Source organism: Pantoea sp. X-Soil-OKNW-713, from assembly GCF_059730685.1.
This window is the reverse complement of record NZ_AP035995.1, coordinates 4,055,320-4,077,502: the sequence shown is the minus strand read 5'-3', so window position 1 is coordinate 4,077,502 and position 22,183 is coordinate 4,055,320. Positions and strand designations below refer to the sequence as shown.

General features: G+C 54.9%; 21 protein-coding genes. 13 read left to right on the top strand and 8 right to left on the bottom strand.

Annotated features, from left to right (window positions below; all coding sequences use genetic code 11):
* Positions 1–76: 76 nt before the first annotated feature.
* The 5 genes from pckA to AC6I8R_RS19065 form a co-directional block, all read right to left on the bottom strand.
* Entirely contained in the window at positions 77–1,699 is a 1,623-nt protein-coding gene (pckA, locus tag AC6I8R_RS19085) for a phosphoenolpyruvate carboxykinase (ATP) (protein WP_497832689.1), read from the bottom strand.
* Positions 1,700–1,958: 259 nt separating this feature from the next.
* Complete coding sequence (gene hslO / locus AC6I8R_RS19080) at positions 1,959–2,825, bottom strand: Hsp33 family molecular chaperone HslO (protein WP_021184852.1); 867 nt, start codon at positions 2,823–2,825, stop codon at positions 1,959–1,961.
* A gap of 25 nt (positions 2,826–2,850) precedes the next feature.
* Positions 2,851–3,252 (bottom strand): ribosome-associated heat shock protein Hsp15, encoded by a 402-nt coding sequence (hslR, locus tag AC6I8R_RS19075; RefSeq protein ID WP_021184851.1) that lies wholly within the window; start codon positions 3,250–3,252, stop codon positions 2,851–2,853.
* 13 nt (positions 3,253–3,265) lie between these two features.
* The gene (yrfG, locus tag AC6I8R_RS19070; RefSeq protein WP_415173665.1) at positions 3,266–3,934 is read right to left on the bottom strand and encodes a GMP/IMP nucleotidase; all 669 of its coding nucleotides are present in this window, start codon (positions 3,932–3,934) and stop codon (positions 3,266–3,268) included.
* A gap of 53 nt (positions 3,935–3,987) precedes the next feature.
* Entirely contained in the window at positions 3,988–6,129 is a 2,142-nt protein-coding gene (locus AC6I8R_RS19065) for an intracellular growth attenuator family protein (protein ID WP_036626725.1), read from the bottom strand.
* A 405-nt stretch (positions 6,130–6,534) separates the two neighbouring features.
* Between AC6I8R_RS19065 and nudE the strand changes: the two genes are divergently transcribed.
* Entirely contained in the window at positions 6,535–7,101 is a 567-nt protein-coding gene (gene nudE / locus AC6I8R_RS19060; protein WP_021184848.1) for an ADP compounds hydrolase NudE, read from the top strand.
* Positions 7,102–7,189: 88 nt separating this feature from the next.
* Here the strand turns inward: nudE and mrcA are convergent, their stop codons facing one another.
* Positions 7,190–9,739, bottom strand: a complete 2,550-nt coding sequence (gene mrcA, locus AC6I8R_RS19055) for a peptidoglycan glycosyltransferase/peptidoglycan DD-transpeptidase MrcA (RefSeq protein WP_208724312.1) — start codon at positions 9,737–9,739, stop codon at positions 7,190–7,192.
* Between the two features lie 231 nt (positions 9,740–9,970).
* On the opposite strand from mrcA, the gene pilM reads away from it, so the two are divergent.
* From pilM to trpS, 12 genes are all read left to right on the top strand, one after another.
* Complete coding sequence (pilM, locus tag AC6I8R_RS19050) at positions 9,971–10,768, top strand: type IV pilus biogenesis protein PilM (protein WP_415173666.1); 798 nt, start codon at positions 9,971–9,973, stop codon at positions 10,766–10,768.
* The gene (locus tag AC6I8R_RS19045) at positions 10,768–11,310 is read left to right on the top strand and encodes a PilN domain-containing protein (protein ID WP_415173667.1); all 543 of its coding nucleotides are present in this window, start codon (positions 10,768–10,770) and stop codon (positions 11,308–11,310) included. Before pilM ends, AC6I8R_RS19045 begins: the two co-directional genes overlap by 1 nt.
* Positions 11,303–11,794 carry a HofO family protein gene (locus AC6I8R_RS19040; RefSeq protein WP_415173668.1) on the top strand — a complete coding sequence of 164 codons (492 nt, stop codon included), beginning with the start codon at positions 11,303–11,305 and terminating at the stop codon, positions 11,792–11,794. Before AC6I8R_RS19045 ends, AC6I8R_RS19040 begins: the two co-directional genes overlap by 8 nt.
* The gene (locus AC6I8R_RS19035) at positions 11,784–12,173 is read left to right on the top strand and encodes a HofP DNA utilization family protein (protein ID WP_036626717.1); all 390 of its coding nucleotides are present in this window, start codon (positions 11,784–11,786) and stop codon (positions 12,171–12,173) included. The genes AC6I8R_RS19040 and AC6I8R_RS19035 overlap by 11 nt, the downstream gene beginning before the upstream one ends.
* A complete protein-coding gene (gene hofQ, locus AC6I8R_RS19030; RefSeq protein ID WP_208724307.1) occupies positions 12,109–13,374 on the top strand; it encodes a DNA uptake porin HofQ in 1,266 nt (421 codons plus the stop codon). The genes AC6I8R_RS19035 and hofQ overlap by 65 nt, the downstream gene beginning before the upstream one ends.
* Before the next feature lie 380 nt (positions 13,375–13,754).
* Positions 13,755–14,276, top strand: a complete 522-nt coding sequence (aroK, locus tag AC6I8R_RS19025) for a shikimate kinase AroK (protein ID WP_021184842.1) — start codon at positions 13,755–13,757, stop codon at positions 14,274–14,276.
* Between the two features lie 38 nt (positions 14,277–14,314).
* Positions 14,315–15,406, top strand: a complete 1,092-nt coding sequence (aroB, locus tag AC6I8R_RS19020) for a 3-dehydroquinate synthase (RefSeq protein ID WP_497832688.1) — start codon at positions 14,315–14,317, stop codon at positions 15,404–15,406.
* Positions 15,407–15,476: 70 nt separating this feature from the next.
* Complete coding sequence (locus AC6I8R_RS19015) at positions 15,477–16,490, top strand: SPOR domain-containing protein (RefSeq protein ID WP_208724306.1); 1,014 nt, start codon at positions 15,477–15,479, stop codon at positions 16,488–16,490.
* A 96-nt stretch (positions 16,491–16,586) separates the two neighbouring features.
* Positions 16,587–17,399, top strand: a complete 813-nt coding sequence (gene dam / locus AC6I8R_RS19010) for an adenine-specific DNA-methyltransferase (RefSeq protein ID WP_021184839.1) — start codon at positions 16,587–16,589, stop codon at positions 17,397–17,399.
* Between the two features lie 65 nt (positions 17,400–17,464).
* Positions 17,465–18,148: a ribulose-phosphate 3-epimerase gene (gene rpe / locus AC6I8R_RS19005; protein WP_021184838.1), complete on the top strand. Its 684-nt coding sequence runs from the start codon at positions 17,465–17,467 to the stop codon at positions 18,146–18,148.
* Positions 18,132–18,809, top strand: coding sequence for a phosphoglycolate phosphatase (locus tag AC6I8R_RS19000; RefSeq protein WP_021184837.1), 678 nt, complete (start codon positions 18,132–18,134; stop codon positions 18,807–18,809). Before rpe ends, AC6I8R_RS19000 begins: the two co-directional genes overlap by 17 nt.
* 16 nt (positions 18,810–18,825) lie before the next feature.
* A complete protein-coding gene (trpS, locus tag AC6I8R_RS18995) occupies positions 18,826–19,830 on the top strand; it encodes a tryptophan--tRNA ligase (protein WP_021184836.1) in 1,005 nt (334 codons plus the stop codon).
* 56 nt (positions 19,831–19,886) lie between these two features.
* Here the strand turns inward: trpS and cysG are convergent, their stop codons facing one another.
* Positions 19,887–21,251, bottom strand: coding sequence for a siroheme synthase CysG (gene cysG / locus AC6I8R_RS18990; RefSeq protein WP_497832687.1), 1,365 nt, complete (start codon positions 21,249–21,251; stop codon positions 19,887–19,889).
* A gap of 123 nt (positions 21,252–21,374) precedes the next feature.
* Positions 21,375–22,178 (bottom strand): nitrite transporter NirC, encoded by an 804-nt coding sequence (nirC, locus tag AC6I8R_RS18985; RefSeq protein WP_497832686.1) that lies wholly within the window; start codon positions 22,176–22,178, stop codon positions 21,375–21,377.
* Positions 22,179–22,183: the final 5 nt, after the last annotated feature.

Below are 22,183 nucleotides of genomic sequence, written 5' to 3'. Positions count from 1 at the left end.
TAGCGGCGCGATTCATCGCGCGCCTTTGACCTTTACTGTCAACGTGCGCGATAAATCGCGTCGCTACGAGTACGTTTTACGGCAGTTGTGGACCCGCCTGCACCAACGCGGCCCCGGCAGCGTTGTCAGTGTATTTTTCGAAGTTGTTGATAAAACGCTGTGCCAGATCCTGTGCCGCTTCCTGCCATGCGTTCGGGCTGGACCAGCTGGCGCGAGGATCCAGAATCTCGTCGCTCACCTGGGCCAGGGTGGTGGGGATTTGCAGATTAAAGATCGGCAGCGTCTGCGTCTCCATATCATCCAGTTCACCCGCCAGAATCGCATTGATGATGGCGCGCGTCTCCTTCAGCGAAATACGTTTGCCACTGCCGTTCCAGCCCGTATTCACCAGATACGCTTGTGCGCCTGCTGCTTCCATACGCTTTACCAGCACCTCGGCGTACTGCGTTGGATGCAGGGTGAGAAATGCGGCACCAAAACAGGCAGAAAAGGTGGGGGTCGGCTGAGTGACGCCGCGTTCCGTACCGGCCAGTTTGGCGGTAAAGCCTGACAGGAAATGGTACTGCGTCTGTTCTGGTGTTAAACGCGAGACTGGCGGCAGCACCCCGAAGGCATCGGCGGTGAGGAAAATCACCCGCTTCGCATGGCCCGCTTTGGAAACCGGACGCACGATGTTTTCAATATGCTCAATCGGATAGGAGACACGGGTGTTTTCGGTTTTGCTGGCGTCGGCATAATCGACACTGCCATCACCGTGTACCACCACGTTTTCCAGCAACGCATCACGGCGAATCGCGTTATAGATCTCCGGCTCGGCCTGGGCCGACAGATTGATGGTTTTCGCGTAGCAGCCCCCTTCAAAGTTGAAGACGCCGTCATCATCCCAGCCGTGCTCATCATCACCGATCAACTGACGATCCGGATCGGTCGACAGCGTGGTTTTTCCTGTGCCAGAAAGGCCGAAGAATACCGCCACATCGCCGGATTTCCCCACGTTGGCTGAGCAGTGCATCGAGGCAACGCCTTTCAGCGGCAGCAGATAGTTCATGATGGCAAACAGGCCCTTCTTCATCTCACCGCCGTACCAGGTACCGCCAATCAACTGCATGCGTTCGGTCAGGTTAAAGGCGACAAAGTTTTCTGAATGCAACCCCTGAGCCTGCCAGTTCGGGTTAGTGCATTGGGCGGCGTTCATCACCACGAAGTCGGGCGTGAACTGTGCCAGCTCTGCGTCGCTCGGGCGGATAAACATGTTTTTGACAAAGTGCGCCTGCCACGCCACTTCCATCACGAAGCGCACGCTGAGGCGCGTATCCGGATTGGCACCACAGAATGCATCGACCACAAACAGACGCTTGCCCGATAACTGTTCAGTGACGCACTGCTTCAGCGCCTGCCAGGTTTCTGTTGAGAGTGGCTGGTTGTCATTCTTGCCTTCGCCGCTGTCGTTCCACCACAACGTGTCGCGCGTGGTGTCATCACGCACGATGTATTTATCTTTGGGGGATCGACCGGTGAAAATACCGGTATCGACAGCGATAGCCCCGCTTTGCGTCAGGATGCCCCGCGCAAAACCTTCCAGTTCGGGGCGCGTTTCCTCCTGAAACAGAGTATCGAAATCAGGGTTGTACACCACTTCCGTAGTGCCATTGATGCCCAAAGCGGCAAGATCGTGCGATGTCAGGCCGTTAACGCGCATGTGAATGCTCCTCATCGGGGTCTGTTCTATTTGTAATTATGAAAGATGATCCTGCAGGTCGGCCCGGTCAGGGGTCGAGGATGATCGCGCGCAGTGTACCCGAGTTGGCGGGCCGGAAAAGGCTTGTCAGTCAGAAATGCGACTCAGGGCGTGTTAAGCGGATAAATATGCCGCTTATGAAACTAAAGTTAGGGAAAAGAAGGTAATTTCTTTGAAAATGAAGGTGATGTAAAAGGGCGGCTGGCCGCCCGGATAACCCTTAATGCAGTTGATCGCTGCTGCCCGTCGGCGTATTGCGGATGGCTGCGATATCGACCGCATCGTAAACGTAATGTGCGCCGCAGTAGTCGCAGTGCATGTCGATCTCACCGTCTTCTTCGAGGATCTCATCGACCTCTTCAATCGGTAGCGTTTTCAATACTTCGCCGCAGCGTTCGCGTGAGCAGGTGCATTTGAAACTGACCGTGGTCGGATCGAACACCGTCGCTTCTTCCTGGTGGTAGAGACGCCACAGAACGTCAGTCGCAGACATCTCAATCAACTCTTCACTTTTCACGGTTTCGGTCAGGGTTGCCAGATGGTTGAAGTCGTCGAGGTGCGGTTCCTGGGCTGGCAGTACCTGCAACAGGATACCGGCGGCACCTTTTTCATTGGTACGAATAAACAGGCGAGTCGGCAACTGCTCAGAACGCATAAAGTAATCTTCCAGGCAACCGGACAGCGTATCGGCTTCCAGACCGACGACGCCCTGATAACGCTCACCTTTCTCCGGGGAGATGGTGATCACCAGATAACCATTGCCAACCATCTGCTTCAGGCTGCTGCCAGGGGCGATCTCTTCCTTCACGCGAGCCACGCCGCGCAGCTCCTGACGGTTGTTGCCGTTGATCACTGCCAGCGACAACGGGCCATCGCCCTGCAACTGCACGGTAATATCACCCTCGAATTTCAGCGTTGCGGTCAGCAGGCTGGTGGCCACCAGCAGTTCGCCCATCAGGTTTTTCACCGGCTCAGCGTAGTCGTGGTTTTCCACGATGTCGCGCCAGGTTTGGGAGACATTCACCAGCTCGCCGCGCACGGCCACATTTTCAAACAGATAACGATGCAGTTGATCTTGAACAGACATAGGTTTTCTCTCGTTGGGGCGCGAGTTATTCATCGCCCGACAATTTAAATTTCATCAGATCGCGGCGCTCCTTCTTATCCGGGCGGCGATCCGGGTGCGGCATACTGAGCGCGTTCATCTTGCGTGCCAGCGCCAGCTTTTCCCGTTTCTCAATGCTGACAGCCGTTTCAGCATACAGCGCCTGGGCTTCAGTGGCCGGGCGGCGCTGATCGCTGATGGCGGTGATAATGACGGTGCGCTCATCATTGCCCTGACGTAGCGTCAGCTCTGCATCCAGCTCCACCAGCTTACTGGGTTTACTGCGCTGGCCGTTGTAATGCACCTTACCGCCTTCAATCATCTCGCGTGCGATGGCACGGGTTTTGTAAAAGCGCGCCGCCCACAGCCATTTGTCGAGGCGCACGCCTTCGCTGATTTTTTCTTTCATTGCGGCTCCTGATTTAACGCAGCGTCTCCAGTAGCTCCCGATAATCTCGCACTGCCGGATGACGGCTGAAAGATTGATCCGGCCGGCCTGAATCCGGATTGCTGACGCCTAAACACCAACCGATGCCCCAACGCGTTGCGGCATCCAGAATCGGTTCGCTGTCGTCAATAAACAACGTGCGGGCATTATTGAAGCCGGTTTGCTGCTGTACCGCTTGCCAGAGACGCTGGTCCTCTTTCGGATACCCAAAGGTATGGGTAGAAAGTAATAAATCAAGGTGGGCAGCCAATCCGGTCTGCGCCAGTTTGATGTCCAGATTGTAAGGATGGGCATTGGTCAGCAGGATGGTACGTTTTCCTGCCGCACGCAGAGCCTGCAAAAACGGCAGCGTATCCTCGCGCAAAGCGGCGCGATCGCGCTGTGCGAAGGTCATGGCGCGGATATCCAATGCCAGTTCCTGCGACCAATAATCCAGACAGTACCAGTTTAGCGTATGCGCAACGGCGTGATATTTTTCCCGAATCAGTTGATGCGCTTCGGTCAGCGTGATGGCGCGCTGGCGGCTCAGGGTTTCCGGGACATGTTCCAGCCAGAAGTGGCGATCAAAAGCGAGATCGAGCAAGGTGCCGTCCATATCCAGCAGCACGGTATCGATACCGGTCCAGTTAAGCGTAACTTGCATGTTTTTTCCCCGCCCTGAAAACAGGGCGACAGGGTAGCACAGAAGGGAAAGGCTCAGAACAGTGAGCGCACGCTCTGCATAGTACTGAGATTGTGGTTAAAACATTTGTCGTAGTATTGCTGAATCTCGGCCATCCGCAGGCGATTACGATGGACGCGACGCATCGCCAGCAGCCCATTAATCAATGCGCAACCAGCCAGGACCACCATCAACAAGGCGGTGCCGAGATAGCGCCACTGTGCCAGGGCATCTGGTTCATTATGCAGCGCGATATGACGGGTGCCATTGGCATCGGTGGTGATGCTGGTAATGATACCGCTGGCGGTGAAGGGGGTGTGCAGCAGCATGCCGGACATATGTTGCAGCTCGCGCCATTGCGAGGGGGCATCCAGATCAAACAAGGGAACGGATGGCTGTGGCTGATTGACCAACTGACGACCTTCATCGCTGATGATCAGAAAACCACCCGGTGGCGGGCTGTTAAGGTTTTCCGCTGCGCGGCGTGTTTCACGCGAGAAGAAGGTGGAGGTAGCGGTGTTAACCAGGTTTTCCAACGCTTCAGCGCTAACCGGGCGCAGCAACACGTTCATGCCATTCAGGCGACCGGAATCCGCACGATGAATCAATGTATCCCAATCTTTCGCATTACCCAGATTGACCAGCGCGTTTTTCAGGCGCACGCAATCCTGCTGCTGGCTGCACAGGTCCTGGGTTTTTAACACCAGGTCGGAGAAATCATCCAGCAAAATCATCCCCGATTTCTGAATGGCTGAGGCGAGCTGTGGATTGAGTTTCGGATCGGTATTGGTTTCGGGATGCAGCTGACGTGTGGTGGTGTCGAGCAGTGCGGCTGCTTTATCGATAATATCGGACTGCGGTTGTGGCAGCGGTGTGGCGTTGTTCCAGTAGATAGCGGAGCAGTCGAACGGCATAAACGCGTAGCTGCGATTGCTTTGATAGTTGCCGGGCACAGAACACATGCCGGTGCCGCTGACCTTCAGGCTGTCACCAATGTGCAGTGGCATCGCATTGAGTTTATCGACGCTATTCACTTCCAGACTTTCGGTGCCTTTGACCCAGGCAAGGCTGAGTTTGATCGGCATGCTGAGAGGTATCCAGCTTACCAACATCACCAGCACCAGCAGCGAACCACAGGCCAGTACCAGATTCTTGCGCCAGCGCTGTACCGGGAAGTTACGAACTTCATCCTGTAACGACAGAAAGCGTCCCTGGCGCACCACCTGACGATTCAGGTAAATATCGACATCCGTGACCTGGCCTAAATCATGCGCCACATAGGGCTGCCAGTGTGACGGGTAGATCAAATCGATAATGCCCAGCGAGATGTTGCTCTGTTCCTGATTTGACTCACCAAACAAACCCCAGCGTTTCGGTGCGCCGCGCAGGCAGTGCACCTCGCGCAGGCCATTTTCGCCAGGGAAACGGTACAGGAACCACAGGCTGACGGCGATTAAGGCGCTACCCAGCAGAACCATCCAGATCATCATGCTGCCGGGCAATATCAGACTGAGGAAGAACAACAAAAAGGCGAAACAGATGGTGGCGGCTTCGCGGGTGCCATCGGGGCGTGACAGTTGGTACTCTTCCGATGTCTCTTTACGTACGCGAAGTAACTCGACGTTTTCGCTTTCTTCTTTGCGAATCGAAGCGTTGGTCGACATGGTTCGCACCAGCGGAGGCAGGGCGGGTTGCTCGACCACGTAATTCACCAGGGAATGGCCATTGAGTGAAATGACCAGCGGCATGGTCTGGGTGCGGATCAGTTCAACATAGTTTTCATCGGCAATGTACTGTTCCCACAGCGGTGGCAGATGAACTTCGACGGCATCCAGATAGTAGCGCCACTTTTGTGGATCATCGGTGGATAAACCATAACGGGTGATGGCGCGGGTGACGGGGTAGACGTTATTACTTTGCGCGGTCAGCGTCAGGCCTTCCGGTTCCTGCTGCTTTTTACCTGGCCGGGATACGGGCTGCTGACGTTGTTTTGTCAGGGCGGCAATATACTTTTCAACGGCAGCGCGTTCTTCATCGGTGAGTTTTCGGTAGGGCGGATTAATGAACGGCAGAGGTTTCGCCAACGGCGGACGATGCCGCATAGCGTACCAATAACCTATGCCCGCGAGCATGGAGCAAGCCATCACAATGGCTAAAATAATGATAATTGTGCTCATGCTCTGCTCAGTTCAGCCAAAAAACTGCCTTCACGTTAACGATCTGCTCCCGATGAATGATCAATACAGGTCAATTTTGGCGAGCTGATGTCATTCTGACAAGTGAAATGTCAGATAAAATAACGCGCAAAATCATTGAATTATAAATTATTAGATTATTCCTTACAGGAATGTTATCGAGACTCCACTCAATTAAATATCGGTATTTTCTGAATTTCCCCTCCTGTCATTGACTTATTGTGAGAATTTTAATGCAGAAATAACAATATGTTGTTAGTACCCGTTAGCAAATATATGACAGCATAGTTTACCTGCGCTGTTTGTCGCACAATTGTTTGGGCTTCGGTATGCTGTGGCGATGCTGGCATTATCGCATCACAAGGTTGTGTAAAGTTTGAGGTTGATATGAAAACTCCACAGAAAAAACCTGACATCCTCAACGTCGAGACGGTGGCTCGCTCCCGGTTATTTACCATTGAAGCTGTCGATCTCGCTTTCAGTAATGGCGCGCGACGGGTGTATGAACGGATGAAACCGTCCGAACGCGAGGCGGTGATGATTGTGCCGATCCTTGGCGATGACGTAATCCTGATTCAGGAATATGCCGTTGGACTGGAAAGCTATGAGCTGGGATTCCCCAAAGGGTTGATTGATCCCGGTGAAAGCGCGTTTGAAGCGGCGGATCGCGAGTTAAAAGAAGAAGCGGGGTTCGGTGCCGCTAAACTGGAAACGCTTGGCAAACTGACCATGGCACCCTCTTATTTCTCCAGCAAAATGAACATTGTGGTGGCGGAAGGCTTGTATGAAGAGAAGCTGGAAGGGGATGAACCTGAGCCGTTGATTGTGCGTCGCTGGCCGCTGAATAATCTATTGGCGTTGCTTGATGAGCCTGATTTTCGCGAAGCCCGTAATGTCAGCGCGCTGTTTATGGTGCGCGAGTGGCTGGTAAAGCAGGGGCGTCTGACTTATTGATGAAGGTGTCATCTGTAGCGGCGCGATTTATCGCGCCAGTTTTATTCGATGACCATAAAAAAGCCGGCAATTATGCCGGCTTTTTCGATCAGAACAATTCGTGACTTTGTCCGTTGTCCATGATGGTGGTGCCCACGTCATGCACCGAGTATTCCGTCGGCTGGGTGCCGTTAATGAAATACTCCTGACGCGAATTACCGCCGCCATTGGCTAACTTGCCGGTGCTGCGATCAATGGTCACTGTCACCACGCCATCAGGTGGTGTCAGCGGTTGATCCGGCACACCATCCAGCGCGATTTTCATATACGCATCCCATGCCGGTTGCGCACTCTTCGCGCCACCTTCATAGCCAGAAATCTGGTCCGGGATAGCACCGGAAACGGTGGTGCGGCCCAGCGCGCGTGAATCATCAAAGCCGATCCAGACCGAGGTCACCACACCTGGACCATAACCGGAGAACCAGGCGTCTTTCGAGCTGTTGGTTGTACCGGTTTTGCCACCGATGTCGTTACGTTTCAGATCACGACTGGCGCGCCAGCCCGTTCCCATCCAACCCGGTTCACCAAAGATGTTGGTGTTCAGGGCGCTTTTAATCAGGAACGACAGCGGTGTGTTGATCACATGCGGCGCATACTGCTGGTCGCCTGCCGGTTGCGGCTGAGCGGGTACTTGCTCCAGCTCAGGCTGCGGCACGGTCTGATTTTGCGCCTGATTAGACACCGCAACGTTTTCAACGCTCTCTTCGTTCAGGGCGAGGGATTTCTGCGTGTCGCCATAAATCACGGGCAGATTGCACTGCGGGCAGGCGATCTTCGGTTTGGCTTCAAACACCGTGGTCCCCTGTTCATTCACAATTTTGGTGATGAAATAGGGATCAATCAGGAAACCACCGTTTGCCATCACCGAGTAGCCGCGCACCACCTGCATTGGGGTGAACGAAGCTGCACCCAGCGCCAGCGATTCGGTATGCATAATATTCTGCGCCGGGAAGCCGAAACGTTGCAGATACTGTGCAGCGTAATCAACGCCCATCGCACGCATGGCACGCACCATTACCACGTTTTTCGACTGGCCTAAGCCCTGGCGCAGACGAATCGGTCCGTCATAGGTTGGCGGCGAGTTTTTCGGTCGCCAGTCGGTGCCGGCACCCGCATCCCAGCGAGAAATCGGGACATCGTTGAGAATTGACGCCAGTGTCAGACCACGGTCCATCGCTGCGGTGTACAGGAACGGTTTAATGTTGGAACCGACCTGACGCAGTGCCTGGGTAGCGCGGTTAAACATGCTCTGATTAAAGTCAAAACCACCCACCAGCGCGCGAACCGCACCGTCTTCAGGATTGAGCGACACCAGTGCGGAGTTCACCACAGGTACCTGACCCAGCCACCAGTCGTTGTCGACTTTGCGCACCCAAATCTGCTGACCCGTCTGCAACACCTGCGACACGCTACGCGGCGTAGGGCCTTGCAGCATGTCGGATTTGTAAGCACGCGCCCAGCGCACACCTGCCATCGTCAGTGACACGCTGCTGCCATCTTTCAGCATCGCAGTGGCTTCATCATTGCTGACGTTGGTGACAACCGCCGGGTTAAGTGGGCCATACAGCGGCAGGTCTTTCAGGGCATTCTGAATGCGGGTTTTATCCCAACTGGCTTCACCCACTTTCCACAACACGTTGGTGGGGCCGCGATAACCGTGGCGCATATCATACGCCATCACGTTATTGCGAACCGCCTGCTGTGCCGCTTCCTGTAAACGACGCGTCACCGTGGTGTAGACCTTGTAACCATCTTCGTAAGCACTGTCACCGTAACGTTTCACCATTTCCTGACGCACCATCTCACTCAGATAAGGTGCAGCAAAGGCGATTTCCGGGCCGTGATAGCTGGCCGCCAGCGGGGTGTTACGGGCGTCGTCATACTGCTGCTGGGTGATGTATTTCTGGTCCAGCATACGCGACAGCACCACGTTACGACGCGCCAACGCACGTTGGTGCGAGTAAAGCGGGTTGAAAGTGGAGGGCGCTTTCGGCAGACCGGCAATCATCGCCATCTCACTCAGCGACAGTTGATCGACTGACTTGCCAAAATAAACCTGAGCGGCAGCACCGACGCCGTAGGCGCGGTAACCGAGGTAAATTTTATTGAGGTACAGCTCGAGAATTTCATCTTTGCTCAGCAGCTGTTCGATGCGAATCGCCAGAAACGCTTCCTTAATCTTACGCATCAGTGTGCGTTCCGGACTGAGGAAGAAGTTACGTGCGAGCTGCTGGGTAATGGTACTGGCACCCTGAGAGGCATGGCCGGACACCAGCGCAATGCTGGCAGCACGGAAAATACCCACTGGATCAACGCCATGATGCTCGTAGAAACGGCTATCTTCGGTGGCAATGAACGCTTTGATCAGCTCAGGCGGCATTTGTTGCAGGGTGAGCGGCACACGGCGTTTTTCACCGTACTGGGCGATAAGCTCGCCATCCGCACTGTAAACCTGCATCGGGGTTTGCAGGCGCACATCTTTTAATGTGTTCACGTCGGGCAACTGCGGCTCTATGTATTTGTACAAACCATAAATCGAGCCGGCTCCCAGCAAGATGCAACACACTGCAAGGATTAATAAATACTTTACGAACTTCACCTGAGATTTCCCATCTGTTGTCGTTTGGGCAGTTTATAAACAATCGCGCGGTAGTATAAAGGCAAGCCTGACGCTTTGATATACCCGGCATACTTCAAGTCCTCCAGGGGACGACTTTTGAGACAGGCGCACTGGCCCCTGACGGCTAACCTGAGAGTTTAGGCAGCTGCGCCCCTCCGAGGACACGAGATATTTCGGCTATTTACCTCTAACGATAAGGAGATCGCGCGCATGGCTTTTCAGCGCTGGCAAATTGGCCTGGATATTCAGAATGGGAAATTTTGTGCGGTGGCGATCCAGCGCCGCCGCCTGGGTTGGCAGCTCAGGTCCTGGCAACAGCAGACGCTGCCTGAAGATACGTTGAAAAATGGCGTGCTCCAGTCATCCCCCGCGTTATTGGCGGCGCTGAAGCAGTGGCGATGTCAGTTGCCAGGCCGATATTCATTGCGCGTTGGCTTGCCGCCACAGCTGGTTCTGCAACGCTCGTTGCCGCTACCTGACGTCACGCTACGTGAACCGGCGCTAAATCGTTATGTTCAGGCATCGGCGCAACGCTTATTCCCGGTAGAACCGGCATCGTTGGCTCTGGATTATCGTGCATCTTCCGCATCAACCCAGTTATGCATCACTGCGGCACGGCGTGAAGTGATCACGCAATGGCTCGAACCATTGCAGCAGGCCGGATTGCAACCTGATGTGTTCGAATTAAACAACCTCGCACTGGCACAGGTTGCATGGCGTTTACCTTTGCGTCATCAGCAATTATTGATTCATTCATTAAACGACCACTGGCTGTGGTATCTGGCAGGTTCTACGGCTACTTCGGGGGCGAGTACGGAACCCCTCTCTCTGGCGTATTTGCAGGCGACATTTCCAGAGATGGAATCCGCGTTAAGTACCACACCCATGACGGGATTCACCGCGGTTCAGCCCTTTTCACTGCTGCATTATTTGCAGTTACCCCTCCCGGACAACGAAGGGGATTACACTCTGGCGCTCGGTCTGGCATTGCGCCCGGAGGATGCCTGATGCTGACGGTTAATCTACTTCCCTGGCGTCTCCAGCAGTGGCGACGTCAGCGTCAACAGAGCCTGATGTTCCTGGCGAGTGGTATTGGTATCAGCCTGCTGATTTTACTGCTGTGTGGCTGGCGCGGATATCTCGTCAGTCAGCAGCACCAGGCTGAGCAACAACAACTCGCACAACGACTTGGCGAGCTTGATCAACAGCTAAGTGATCAACAGCGGTTGCTGCTGCAACGTGATGCTTTAATACAAACGCAACGTCAGCAACAGACGCGGCAATTGCAGCATCTGGCCTGGCAGCAGTTCTGGCAGCAATTACCCGAACTGATGCCGGAAACGTTGTGGCTGAGCCGCATGGAGCGCAGGCAAGGGCAACTGGTGCTGGAAGGGCTGGCGTCGAGCATGGCTGCGATTGGCGATTTTCGCCGCCTGCTGGCGAAAGTGCCACTGTTCCCGGGGATTCGTCAGGGGAACGTGCAGCGTCAGCCAGATGGCCATTACCGTTTTACCTTACGTGCACAGGTGGCGGAGGTGAAAGGTGAATGAAGGGCTTCAGCGCCTGATGCATCTGGCGCTACCGTGGCGTGCCGCCTTGCTGTTGGCGTTGCCACTGCTGGTTTTGGCACTGGGGTGGTTGGTGGTGCTATTGCCGCAACAACAGATGCGTGCCGGGCAAGAGCGTCAATTGGTGCAGCAGGCACAACTTGAGCAGCAGCGCTTGCAACGGCTAGCGTTGCATCCGCCCGTTGCTGAGTTGCTGGTTGAGATCAGCGAGCTGCAACAACCTGCCACCTTCAGTCCACCCCAATTACTTGAAACTCTACTGGCGGCAAGGGGAACGCAACTGGAAGCCTGGCAGCCGGAAAGCCAGCCACAGCATATTGTCCTCAAACTGAACTGGCAGCAATTTACGCCGCTGTTTGCTGAACTGGCGCATACGGCGTTGCCCGTGCCGGAACGTTTTCAACTTCAGGCAGATCAGGGAACGCTGATGACGCAACTTTGGCTGGAGAGCCGCGATGAGGGTTAGCGTGCTGCTGTGTTTCCTGTTGGGCAGTCCAGCGGTACTGGCGCGGGACCCTTTCCAACCGATGGCACCTGTATTCTGCCAGTCCACAATAGCTCCACCGCAAGGGTGGCGGTTGCAAGGCATCGTCGGTATCCCTGATCACTATGTTGCCTGGCTGCGCTCACCACAGGGTAAAAATGTCAGATTGGAGCAACAGATGCAGTTACCCCAGACGCCCTGGCGTGTGCAACACCTCACGGCACGCTCATTACTTTTGCTGGCTGAACAGAGTTGTTCGCCACAGCAAATACAGTTTCGTATAAAAGGAGGTTTCTATGTCACGGAAGACGCTATGGATGCTGGTGGTGCTGTGTCTGAACGCGCCATTGCACGCCAGTGAACAGAGATTGAGTCTGGTTTTTGACGATGCCCCAGTTGAAAACATTTTTCAGGCGCTGGCGGATTATCAGCAAACCAATTTGCTGATTGCTCCGGGGGTTGAAGGGCGGCTCTCCCTACGGCTGGAAAATGTCGACTGGCAACGTGCTCTGGCGCTGGTTGCCCGACTGGCGCGACTGAGCGTGGTACAGGAAGAAGACGTGCTGCTGGTTTATCCGGAAAGCTGGCAGCAGTGGCAGGCGCAAAAAATCCAGGCGGAACGTGAGGAACAACAGCAACACATCGCATTGACACAGCAGACGGTCACTTTTTATTACGCCAATGCCAGTGATGCTGCACGTAGCTTGCAAACCGAGCGCTCGCTAATGACCTCGCGCGGCAGTGTCACCGTGGACAGCCGCACCAACAGTTTGTTGCTGCGCGACACGCCCGAGGCGTTGCAGAACACCGTAAGCTGGCTCAAAGCGTTGGACCTGCCACTGGAGCAGGTCGAGTTATCAGCCCATATCGTGACCATCAGCGAGGAGCATTTGCGCGAGCTGGGGGTGAATTGGGGGATTTCACCGGCGGAAGAGGTCACGCAAGCCCTGCGTAATCCGCAGTTGGCGATTCCGCTGGCGGTAAGTAATCCCGCCTTTCGCATGGGGGTGACACTGGGACAGGTGGGAGGTGAGTTGCTCAATCTTGAGCTGAGTGCGCTGGAGCAGGAAAGCCAGATTGAAATCATCGCCAGCCCACGGCTTTTTACCTCGCATCAGCAAACCGCCACCATTAAACAGGGAACGGAAATTCCTTATGAGGTGAAATCCGGTAACAGCGGCGCGACTGCCATCGAATTTAAGGAGGCGGTCCTGGGTATGGAGGTGACGCCTGTGGTACTGGGCAATGGCCGTATTCAGTTAAAACTTCGCCTGAGCCAGAACATGCCGGGCCGCAGTATCAACACGGGTGAGCATCAAACCTTAAGTATTGATAAGCAGGAAATCGACACCCAGGTCACGCTGCGTGATGGTGAAACCCTGGCTCTGGGGGGAATTTTTCAGCAGCAGCGGGCGCAAAACGAAAATCGCGTCCCCTGGCTGGGTCAGTTACCGGTGGTGGGAAATCTTTTTCGTCATCAAACGGATGAGCGGAAGAAAAAGGAACTGGTGATCTTCATTACCCCCAGACTGGTCAGGGAAGCAGCGCTTACGACCGGATAAAGAGGAAAATTCGCTCTGTGATGCCAACTGCGTTGACGCAGGACAGGAATTAGCTTACAAGGTTTAGCGATTTTTAAACGGTGTAACGGAACGCGACAAAAAATCTCCCGATGGGCGTCAGTCACAAGCGATACTGACGTCAAATGAACATATACCCTGAGGTCTAAAGGGGTTGCGGAGGTGCGTTACCGTCTCGCGAACCACAGACCGGTCCTGTTATGAGGTCGCCGGGGGCAATTTATTCGGTTGCCAAACGGCCATGAGTGTTGAGATAATTTTTCGTCTGACTCTTGCTAACGCTCATGAGGTCTCAGTTCCTGTCCCGCCAGCTAAAGCTGAACGCGGGGTATCATCAACGAATTCTTAGTAATACCGACAAAATGGCAGAGAAACGCAATATCTTTCTGGTTGGGCCGATGGGTGCCGGCAAAAGCACTATTGGTCGTCAGTTAGCTCAGCAACTCAATATGGAATTTTTCGATTCCGATCAGGAAATTGAGCGACGTACCGGAGCGGATGTGGGCTGGGTGTTTGACGTTGAAGGCGAAGCGGGTTTCCGCGATCGTGAAGAAAAGATTATCAATGAACTGACCGAGAAGCAGGGCATCGTGCTGGCTACCGGTGGCGGTTCCGTCAAATCCCGAGAAACCCGTAATCGTCTCTCCGCCCGCGGTGTGGTCGTCTACCTCGAAACCACCATCGAAAAGCAACTTGCTCGTACGCAGCGTGATAAAAAGCGCCCATTACTGCAAGTTGACTCGCCGCCGCGTGAAGTACTGGAAGCGCTGGCAGACGAACGTAACCCGCTTTATGAAGAGATCGCTGATGTCACTATCCGCACTGACGATCAAAGTGCAAAAGTAGTGGCAAATCAGATCATCAATATGCTGGAAAAAAGTTGATCCAGCGCCTGAGGGCTAAGTCATAGGTATCGGTCATCATGGAGAAGATCACTGTCTCGCTCGGGGATCGTAGTTATCCCATCACCATTGCTGCCGGGCTGTTTAACGATCCGGCTTCTTTTTGGCCGCTGAAAGCCGGTGACAATGCGATGCTGGTTACCAACCAGACGCTGGCGCCGATCTATTTGCAGAAGCTGTCGGCACTGCTGAGTGCAGCAGGGGTGAAAGTGGATCAGGTGATCCTGCCCGATGGTGAGCAGTATAAAACGTTGGCGGTGATGGATGAGGTGTTTACCGCCTTGTTGCAAAAGCCGCATGGCCGCGATACCACGCTGATTGCGCTGGGCGGTGGTGTGATTGGTGATCTCACCGGTTTCGCTGCGGCCAGCTATCAGCGCGGCGTGCGTTTTATTCAGGTACCGACGACCTTGCTTTCTCAGGTGGATTCTTCCGTTGGTGGTAAGACCGCCGTTAACCATCCGCTCGGCAAAAACATGATAGGCGCGTTTTATCAGCCTGCCTCCGTGGTGGTTGATACCGATTGCCTTGCCACACTGCCGCCGCGTGAACTGGCGTCTGGCATGGCGGAAGTGATTAAATACGGCATCATTCTTGATGGTGATTTTTTCCAGTGGCTGGAGCAAAATCTTGATGCTCTGCTGGCGCTGGATGAAAAAGCCATGGCCTACTGTATTCGCCGTTGCTGCGAGCTGAAAGCCGAAGTCGTGGCCGCTGATGAACGTGAAACCGGTCTGCGCGCGTTGCTGAATCTGGGCCATACTTTTGGTCATGCCATTGAAGCCCATATGGGTTACGGCAACTGGCTGCACGGTGAAGCGGTTGCCGCAGGCATGGTGATGGCTGCGCGTACCGCTGAACGTCTTGGTCAGTTCAGTGCGGCGGATACCGATCGCATTATTGCGTTGTTGCTGCGTGCCGGTTTACCGGTGCATGGTCCGGAAAGCATGGCGGCGGAAGAGTATTTGCCGCATATGATGCGTGATAAAAAAGTACTGGCGGGCGAACTGCGTCTGGTGCTGCCTCTCGCTATCGGTAGCTCTGAAGTGCGTGCAGGCGTAGCACATGATATGGTGCTGGCTGCAATTAACGATTGTCAGAAATCATTATAATACCCGCCGGGTAAAGAAAAGAGTGGTGATGCGGCGCGTCGGATGCGTGCCGTTTTACGGAGGAGGCTAAATGGATGAGTTTAAACCGGAAGACGAGTTAAAACCTGATGCCAGTGACCGTCGCCCCACACGGCCCCGCAAATCGTCGTCTGCGCCAAAAGTAAAAGTACCGGTTTCCCGTCAGCATATGATGATGGGTATCGGGATTCTGGTTCTGTTATTGCTGGTACTGGGTATTGGTTCGGCACTGAACGGCCCGGATGAAAGCAAGCCAGCGAATACCGCAGGAAGTAACAGCCCAGCTCCGGCTTCTGGCGGCGCGGAAAAGAATATTGATCTCTCCGGTTCCACCTCCATGAGCGGCCAGCAGAACACGACGCCAGCGCCGGAAGGCAGCGCGTCACAACCCGCCGCGAATGCGCCAACCGCTGACAACGGCTCACAATCCATCACTATGCCTCCTGTGTCATCAACGCCGACGCAGGCTGCACCGGTAGACACGCCGGCGAATCAGCAACGTGTGACCCTGCCAGGCGATCTCAATACTGCACTGAATAATCAGCAGGGCCAGGTGGATAGCGCAGCACAGGGTGCGCAGGGCAACAGTTCATTGCCTACGGCTCCCGCGACGGTAAGCGGCAGTGGTAAAGCCATTTCCCCGCCGATCGCGCGTGAAGAAAAGCCGCGTGCCAGCAGCCAGCGTGAAACCCATACCCCAACGCATAAAGCCCCGACGGCCAGCAAGCCAGCCGTACGCGAGAGCAAACCGCAGTCGACAGTCACGCATAACGCCGCACCGGTCAGCAGTGGAGCCAGTAAGTCTCTGCCTGGCGGTAACTATACGTTGCAGCTGAGTGGCGCTTCGAAAGCGGAAAGCCTGAATGCCTGGGCGAAGAAACAGAATCTGAGCGGCTATCATGTGTATAAAACCACCCGTAATGGTCAGCCCTGGTATGTGCTGGTAAGTGGCTCCTACGCTACCCCCGCAGATGCCAAACGTGCAGTCTCTTCGCTGCCTGCCGAAGTGCGCGCGCAGAACCCGTGGGTGAAACCCCTGAGCCAGGTGAAAAAAGAAAGCGAGTAATCATTGTGGGGTCGCGTCACTGTGGCCCCGTTTTAAGCGCAAAGCTGCTGTCGGTACCGCCACAGCCAATAATTAAGATGTAATAACCACGACAGCATGAAAAAAAATCGCGCTTTCCTGAAATGGGCCGGAGGGAAATACCCGCTCCTTGATGACATTCGTCGTCACTTGCCGCAAGGCGACTGCCTGATTGAGCCATTTGTTGGTGCCGGTTCTGTGTTTCTCAACACGGATTATGACCGTTATCATCTGGCTGACATCAACAGTGACCTGATCAACCTGTACAACATCGTCAAAACCCGCACCACGGAATTTATCGACGATGCGCGTAAGTTATTCACACCGGAAGTCAACAACGCAGAGTTCTACTACGCGCAGCGGGTGGCCTTTAACGCCAGTCGTGATGTGTATCAGCGCGCCTTGCTGTTTCTGTATCTCAATCGTCACGGTTATAACGGCCTGTGCCGCTACAATTTGCGCGGTGAGTTTAATGTGCCTTTTGGCCGTTATCGCAAACCTTATTTTCCAGAAGCGGAACTGCTGTGGTTTGCTGAACGGGCGCAAAAAGCCACTTTTGTCTGCGAATCGTACGATGTTACTCTGAACCGCGCACATAAAGGCTCGGTGGTGTACTGCGATCCGCCGTATGCGCCCTTGTCGGCGACGGCCAACTTTACTGCCTACCATACCAACAGCTTCAGTATGCGCGAGCAGCAGCATTTGGCAGAACTGGCGGCCCAGCTGGCAAAAGAGAATCAGATTCCGGTATTAATTTCCAACCACGATACCCTGCTGACGCGTGAGTGGTATCGGAATGCGGTATTACATGTTGTTAAAGCCCGGCGTTCCATCAGCCGAAGCATAAGTGGTCGCACTCAGGTTGACGAACTGCTGGCGCTTTTCCGCTAGCCTGTTTCGTCCGCGACCAACGCATTACGCCAGCTCGTGCTGGCGCACAAAATTGGGAGAATCGGATGAAACAATTTTTACTGGCCCCTTCAATCCTGTCTGCTGACTTTGCCCGTCTGGGTGAAGACACCGCAAAAGCGCTGGCGGCAGGCGGCGATGTGGTGCATTTCGATGTGATGGATAACCACTACGTTCCCAATCTGACGATGGGGCCGATGGTGCTGAAAGCATTGCGCGATTACGGCATCACCGCACCGATCGATGTGCATCTGATGGTTAAACCGGTGGATGAACTCATCCCGGCCTTTGCCAAAGCCGGTGCCAGCTACATTACTTTTCACCCTGAAGCCAGCCAACATGTTGACCGCACGCTGCAACTGATCAAAGAACACGGTTGTAAAGCGGGTCTGGTGTTTAACCCGGCAACGCCACTCAGCTATCTCGATTATGTGATGGATAAGCTGGATATCATCCTGCTGATGTCGGTTAACCCTGGCTTTGGCGGTCAGTCTTTCATTCCCGGTACGCTGGATAAACTGCGTCAGGCGCGTCGTCTCATTGATCAGAGCGGCTACGATATCCGTCTGGAAGTGGATGGCGGTGTGAAGATCGACAACATCGGTCAGATTGCCGCAGCCGGTGCGGATATGTTTGTCGCTGGTTCCGCCATTTTTGGTCACCCCGATTACAAAAAAGTGATCGATGCGATGCGCAGCGAACTGGAGAAGGTAAATGGCTCATTTCACTGATATTCGCGCTCTGGCGTTTGATCTGGATGGTACGCTGGTGGACAGCGCGCCTGGCCTGGCCCAGGCCATCGATCATGCCCTGGGTGATTTGCAGTTGCCGCCGCCAGGTGTAGCGCGTGCCTCAACCTGGATTGGTAACGGTGCCGATGTGATGATGACCCGTGCACTGACCTGGGCACTGGGCCGCGAACCGCAGGAAAATGAACAGCGTGATGCGCGCACGTTGTTCGATAAGTATTACGCCGAAACCGTGGAAGCGGGCAGTACGCTGTTCCCCCAGGTAAAAGCCACACTGGCAAAATTGGCAGAAAAGGGCTTGCCGCTGGCGATCGTCACCAATAAACCGACGCCGTTTGTTGCCCCTTTGCTGGCTTCGCTGGGCATCGCTGACTACTTCTCTCTGATTATTGGTGGCGATGATGTGGTAGTGAAAAAACCGCATCCGGCAGCGATTTTCCTCGTACTGGGACGATTTGGTGTGTTGCCACAGCAATTGCTGTTTGTTGGCGATTCACGCAATGATATCCTCGCAGCCCAGGCAGCAGGCGTACCGAACATTGGCATGACCTTTGGTTACAACTACGGCGAACCCATCGCCAGCAGCCAACCCGATTTAACACTCGACTCTTTTGACGAACTTTTGCCCGCACTCGGGCTGTGATTATCAGGATATAAGCATGAGCAAACCCATCGTTTTCAGCGGCGCCCAGCCTTCCGGTGAACTGACCATTGGCAACTACATGGGTGCGCTGCGTCAGTGGGTGCAGATGCAGGATGATTTCCACTGCATTTACTGCATCGTCGATCTGCACGCCATTACCGTTCGCCAGGACCCCGCCGCGCTGCGTAAAGCGACGCTGGATACTCTGGCGCTGTATCTTGCCTGTGGCATCGATCCGAACAAAAGCACCATCTTTGTTCAGTCGCATGTCCCGGAGCATGCTCAGCTGAGCTGGATCCTCAACTGCTACGCCTACTTCGGTGAGTTGAGCCGCATGACGCAGTTCAAAGACAAATCTGCACGTTATGAAGAGAACATCAATGCCGGTCTGTTTGACTATCCGGTGCTGATGGCGGCCGATATCCTGCTGTATCAGACCAACCAGGTCCCGGTGGGTGAAGATCAGAAGCAGCATCTGGAGCTGAGCCGTGACATCGCCCAGCGTTTTAACGCGCTGTATGGCGACATCTTCAAAGTGCCGGAGCCCTTTATTCCGAAATCGGGTGCACGCGTGATGTCGCTGCTGGAGCCGACTAAGAAGATGTCGAAATCCGACGACAACCGTAACAACGTGATCGGCCTGCTGGAAGATCCGAAATCGGTGGTGAAGAAAATCAAGCGCGCGGTGACCGACTCTGAAGAGCCGCCAGTGGTGCGCTACGACATCAAAGAGAAGGCCGGGGTATCGAACCTGTTGGATATTCTCTCGGGTGTAACGGGCAAACCCGTCCCGGAACTTGAGCAGGAGTTCGAAGGTAAGATGTATGGCCACCTGAAAGGCGCCGTTGCTGATGCGGTTTCAGGCATGCTGACCGAGTTGCAGGAGCGTTACAACCGCTACCGCAATGATGAAGAGTTCCTGAATCAGGTGATGCGTGATGGTGCGGCCAAAGCCCGTGCACATGCGCAGGAGACGCTGAAGAAGGTATACGAAGCGGTTGGCTTTGTTGCTCAGCCATAAGCGCTAACGCAGCAAAGGTGAAACGGCGGGCCATGAGGGTCCGCCGTTTTTGTTTCTCAGAACCAGCGTAGCCGATCGCGCAGTCCAACCACGCGACCGACAATAATCAGCGCCGGGCTGGTAAACTGCTGCGCCAGCGTGGCCAGAGCACCCAGCGTGCCGGTGGCAACGCGCTGCTGTGGGGTGGTGCCGTTTTGCACCAGCGCTACCGGCATCTCCGCGTCCATGCCATGTGACATCAATTGGCGCTGGATCTCAGGTGCCTGCGTCAGACCCATATAAAACACCAGCGTTTGCTGCTCGGCGGCCAATTTTTGCCACTCAATGTCACCATGCTGCTGCAAATGGCCGGTGACAAAACGCACGCTCTGCGCATGATCGCGGTGGGTGAGCGGGATGCCGCTGTAAGCCGCACAACCCGATGCTGCGGTAATCCCTGGCACCACGCTAAACGGGATATGATGCTGCGCCAACACCTCCAGCTCCTCGCCGCCACGACCAAAGATAAAGGGATCGCCACCTTTGAGGCGCACCACGCGTTTACCACGCTGCGCCTGCTCCAACAGCAACTGATTAATTTCCGCCTGCGGCACACAGTGGTGACCGGCGCGTTTGCCGACAAAAATACGCTCCGCATCGCGTCGTACCAGATTGAGTATCGGATCGGATACCAGACGGTCATACACCACCACATCCGCCTGCTGGATATGTTGCAGGCCTTTCAGCGTCAGCAGTCCCGCATCGCCAGGCCCGGCACCGACCAGCACCACCTCACCTTGTTGTGACAGCGGCGCATCAAACAGTGTCTCGACCAGCGCCTCCGCGCGGGGATGATCACCGTTTGCCAGCGTTTGCGCCAGACGATCGCTGGCAAAGAAGCGTTCCCAAAAATGACGACGCTGAGCGATGCTGCTAAAGCGATTTTTCACCCGCTGGCGCAGTGAACCGGCCAGTGTAGCCAGTTGGCCCAGATGCTGTGGCAGCATCGCCTCCAGCTTCTCTCGCAACAGACGAGCCAGCACCGGTGCGCGACCACCGCTCGATACGGCGATCATCAACGGTGAACGGTCGACGATGGAGGGCATGATGGCGCTGGCCTGCTCAGGGGCATCGACCAGATTGCAAAAGATACGGCGAACTTCGGCAGCTGCGCCCACCTGTTGATTCACTGCATCATCGTTGGTGGCGGCAATCACCAGCCAGCAGTCTGCCAGCCACTCTTCAGTGAACGCGCCTTGCCATAACACCACTTTCCCCTGTTGTTCCCACTGTAAGAAAGCAGGGGAAAAATCCAGCGCGCCAACGTGCAAATCAGCACCGGCCTCCAGCAGCAAGCGTGCTTTGCGTTCCGCGACATCACCGCCGCCGACCAGCAAACAACGTTTGCCCTGAAGACGGCAAAACAGGGGAAAGTAATCCATAGCTCATCCTAAAAGAGTGCTGCTGTGATCCGTAGCGGCGCGATTTATCGCGCAATTCCGTGCGCTTTGCTGGAAAAAAACGCGCGCTAAATCGCGCCGCTACGGACATTGGTGTGAAAAATATTATGCGGATTTAAGTTCACTGGTCTGGGATGCTGCCCGTGGTCGTTGTGCCTGCGGCGTGGCGTACCAGTAACCGAGCCCCATCAGCACCATGCCGGAGAACATATTACCCAGCGTTACCCACAACAGGTTGTGACCGATACCCGCTAAAGTCAGGTCGGCATTATGCTGACCAAACCATGACAACGCAAAGAGCGTCATATTCGCAACAGAGTGTTCATAGCCAGAGGCGATAAAGGCCAGCAGACACCACCAGATAGCGAGGAACTTCGCGGTCCCCTCGGTGCGAACTGCCATCCAGATCGCGAGACAAACCAGCCAGTTACACAACGCCCCCTTAAAGAACAATGCGCTGGCGGTTTGCGTGGTTTTCGCCAGAGCCGCGCTGTGGATCAATGAACCCGCATTGGGCAACAGCGCGCCCTCCGCGTAGTAATACATCAACGCTACAACCACCGAACCGATCAGGTTGCCGAGCCAGGTTTGCGGCAGAATACACCACATCTGACCGGCGCGAATGCTGCCTACTTTGACGCCAATGGTGAGGAACATGGTGTGACCGGTAAACAACTCCGAACCGGCGATGATGACCAGCGTCAATGCCAGGCCAAAGGTCGCCCCCATAATCAGTGGTCGCCAGGCCGGATCGGCGAGATTGCCCAGAGTGAAGATCAGGATAATCGCCAGCCCGACGTAGGCACCTGCCATTGCTGAGCTGATCCAGAAGGCCAGTGGATGGTGTTGGGTGGTGCGCGCAATGCGCGCCGCATTGGCGGCGCATTTTTCCAGGGTGTCAGTAAACATAGCCA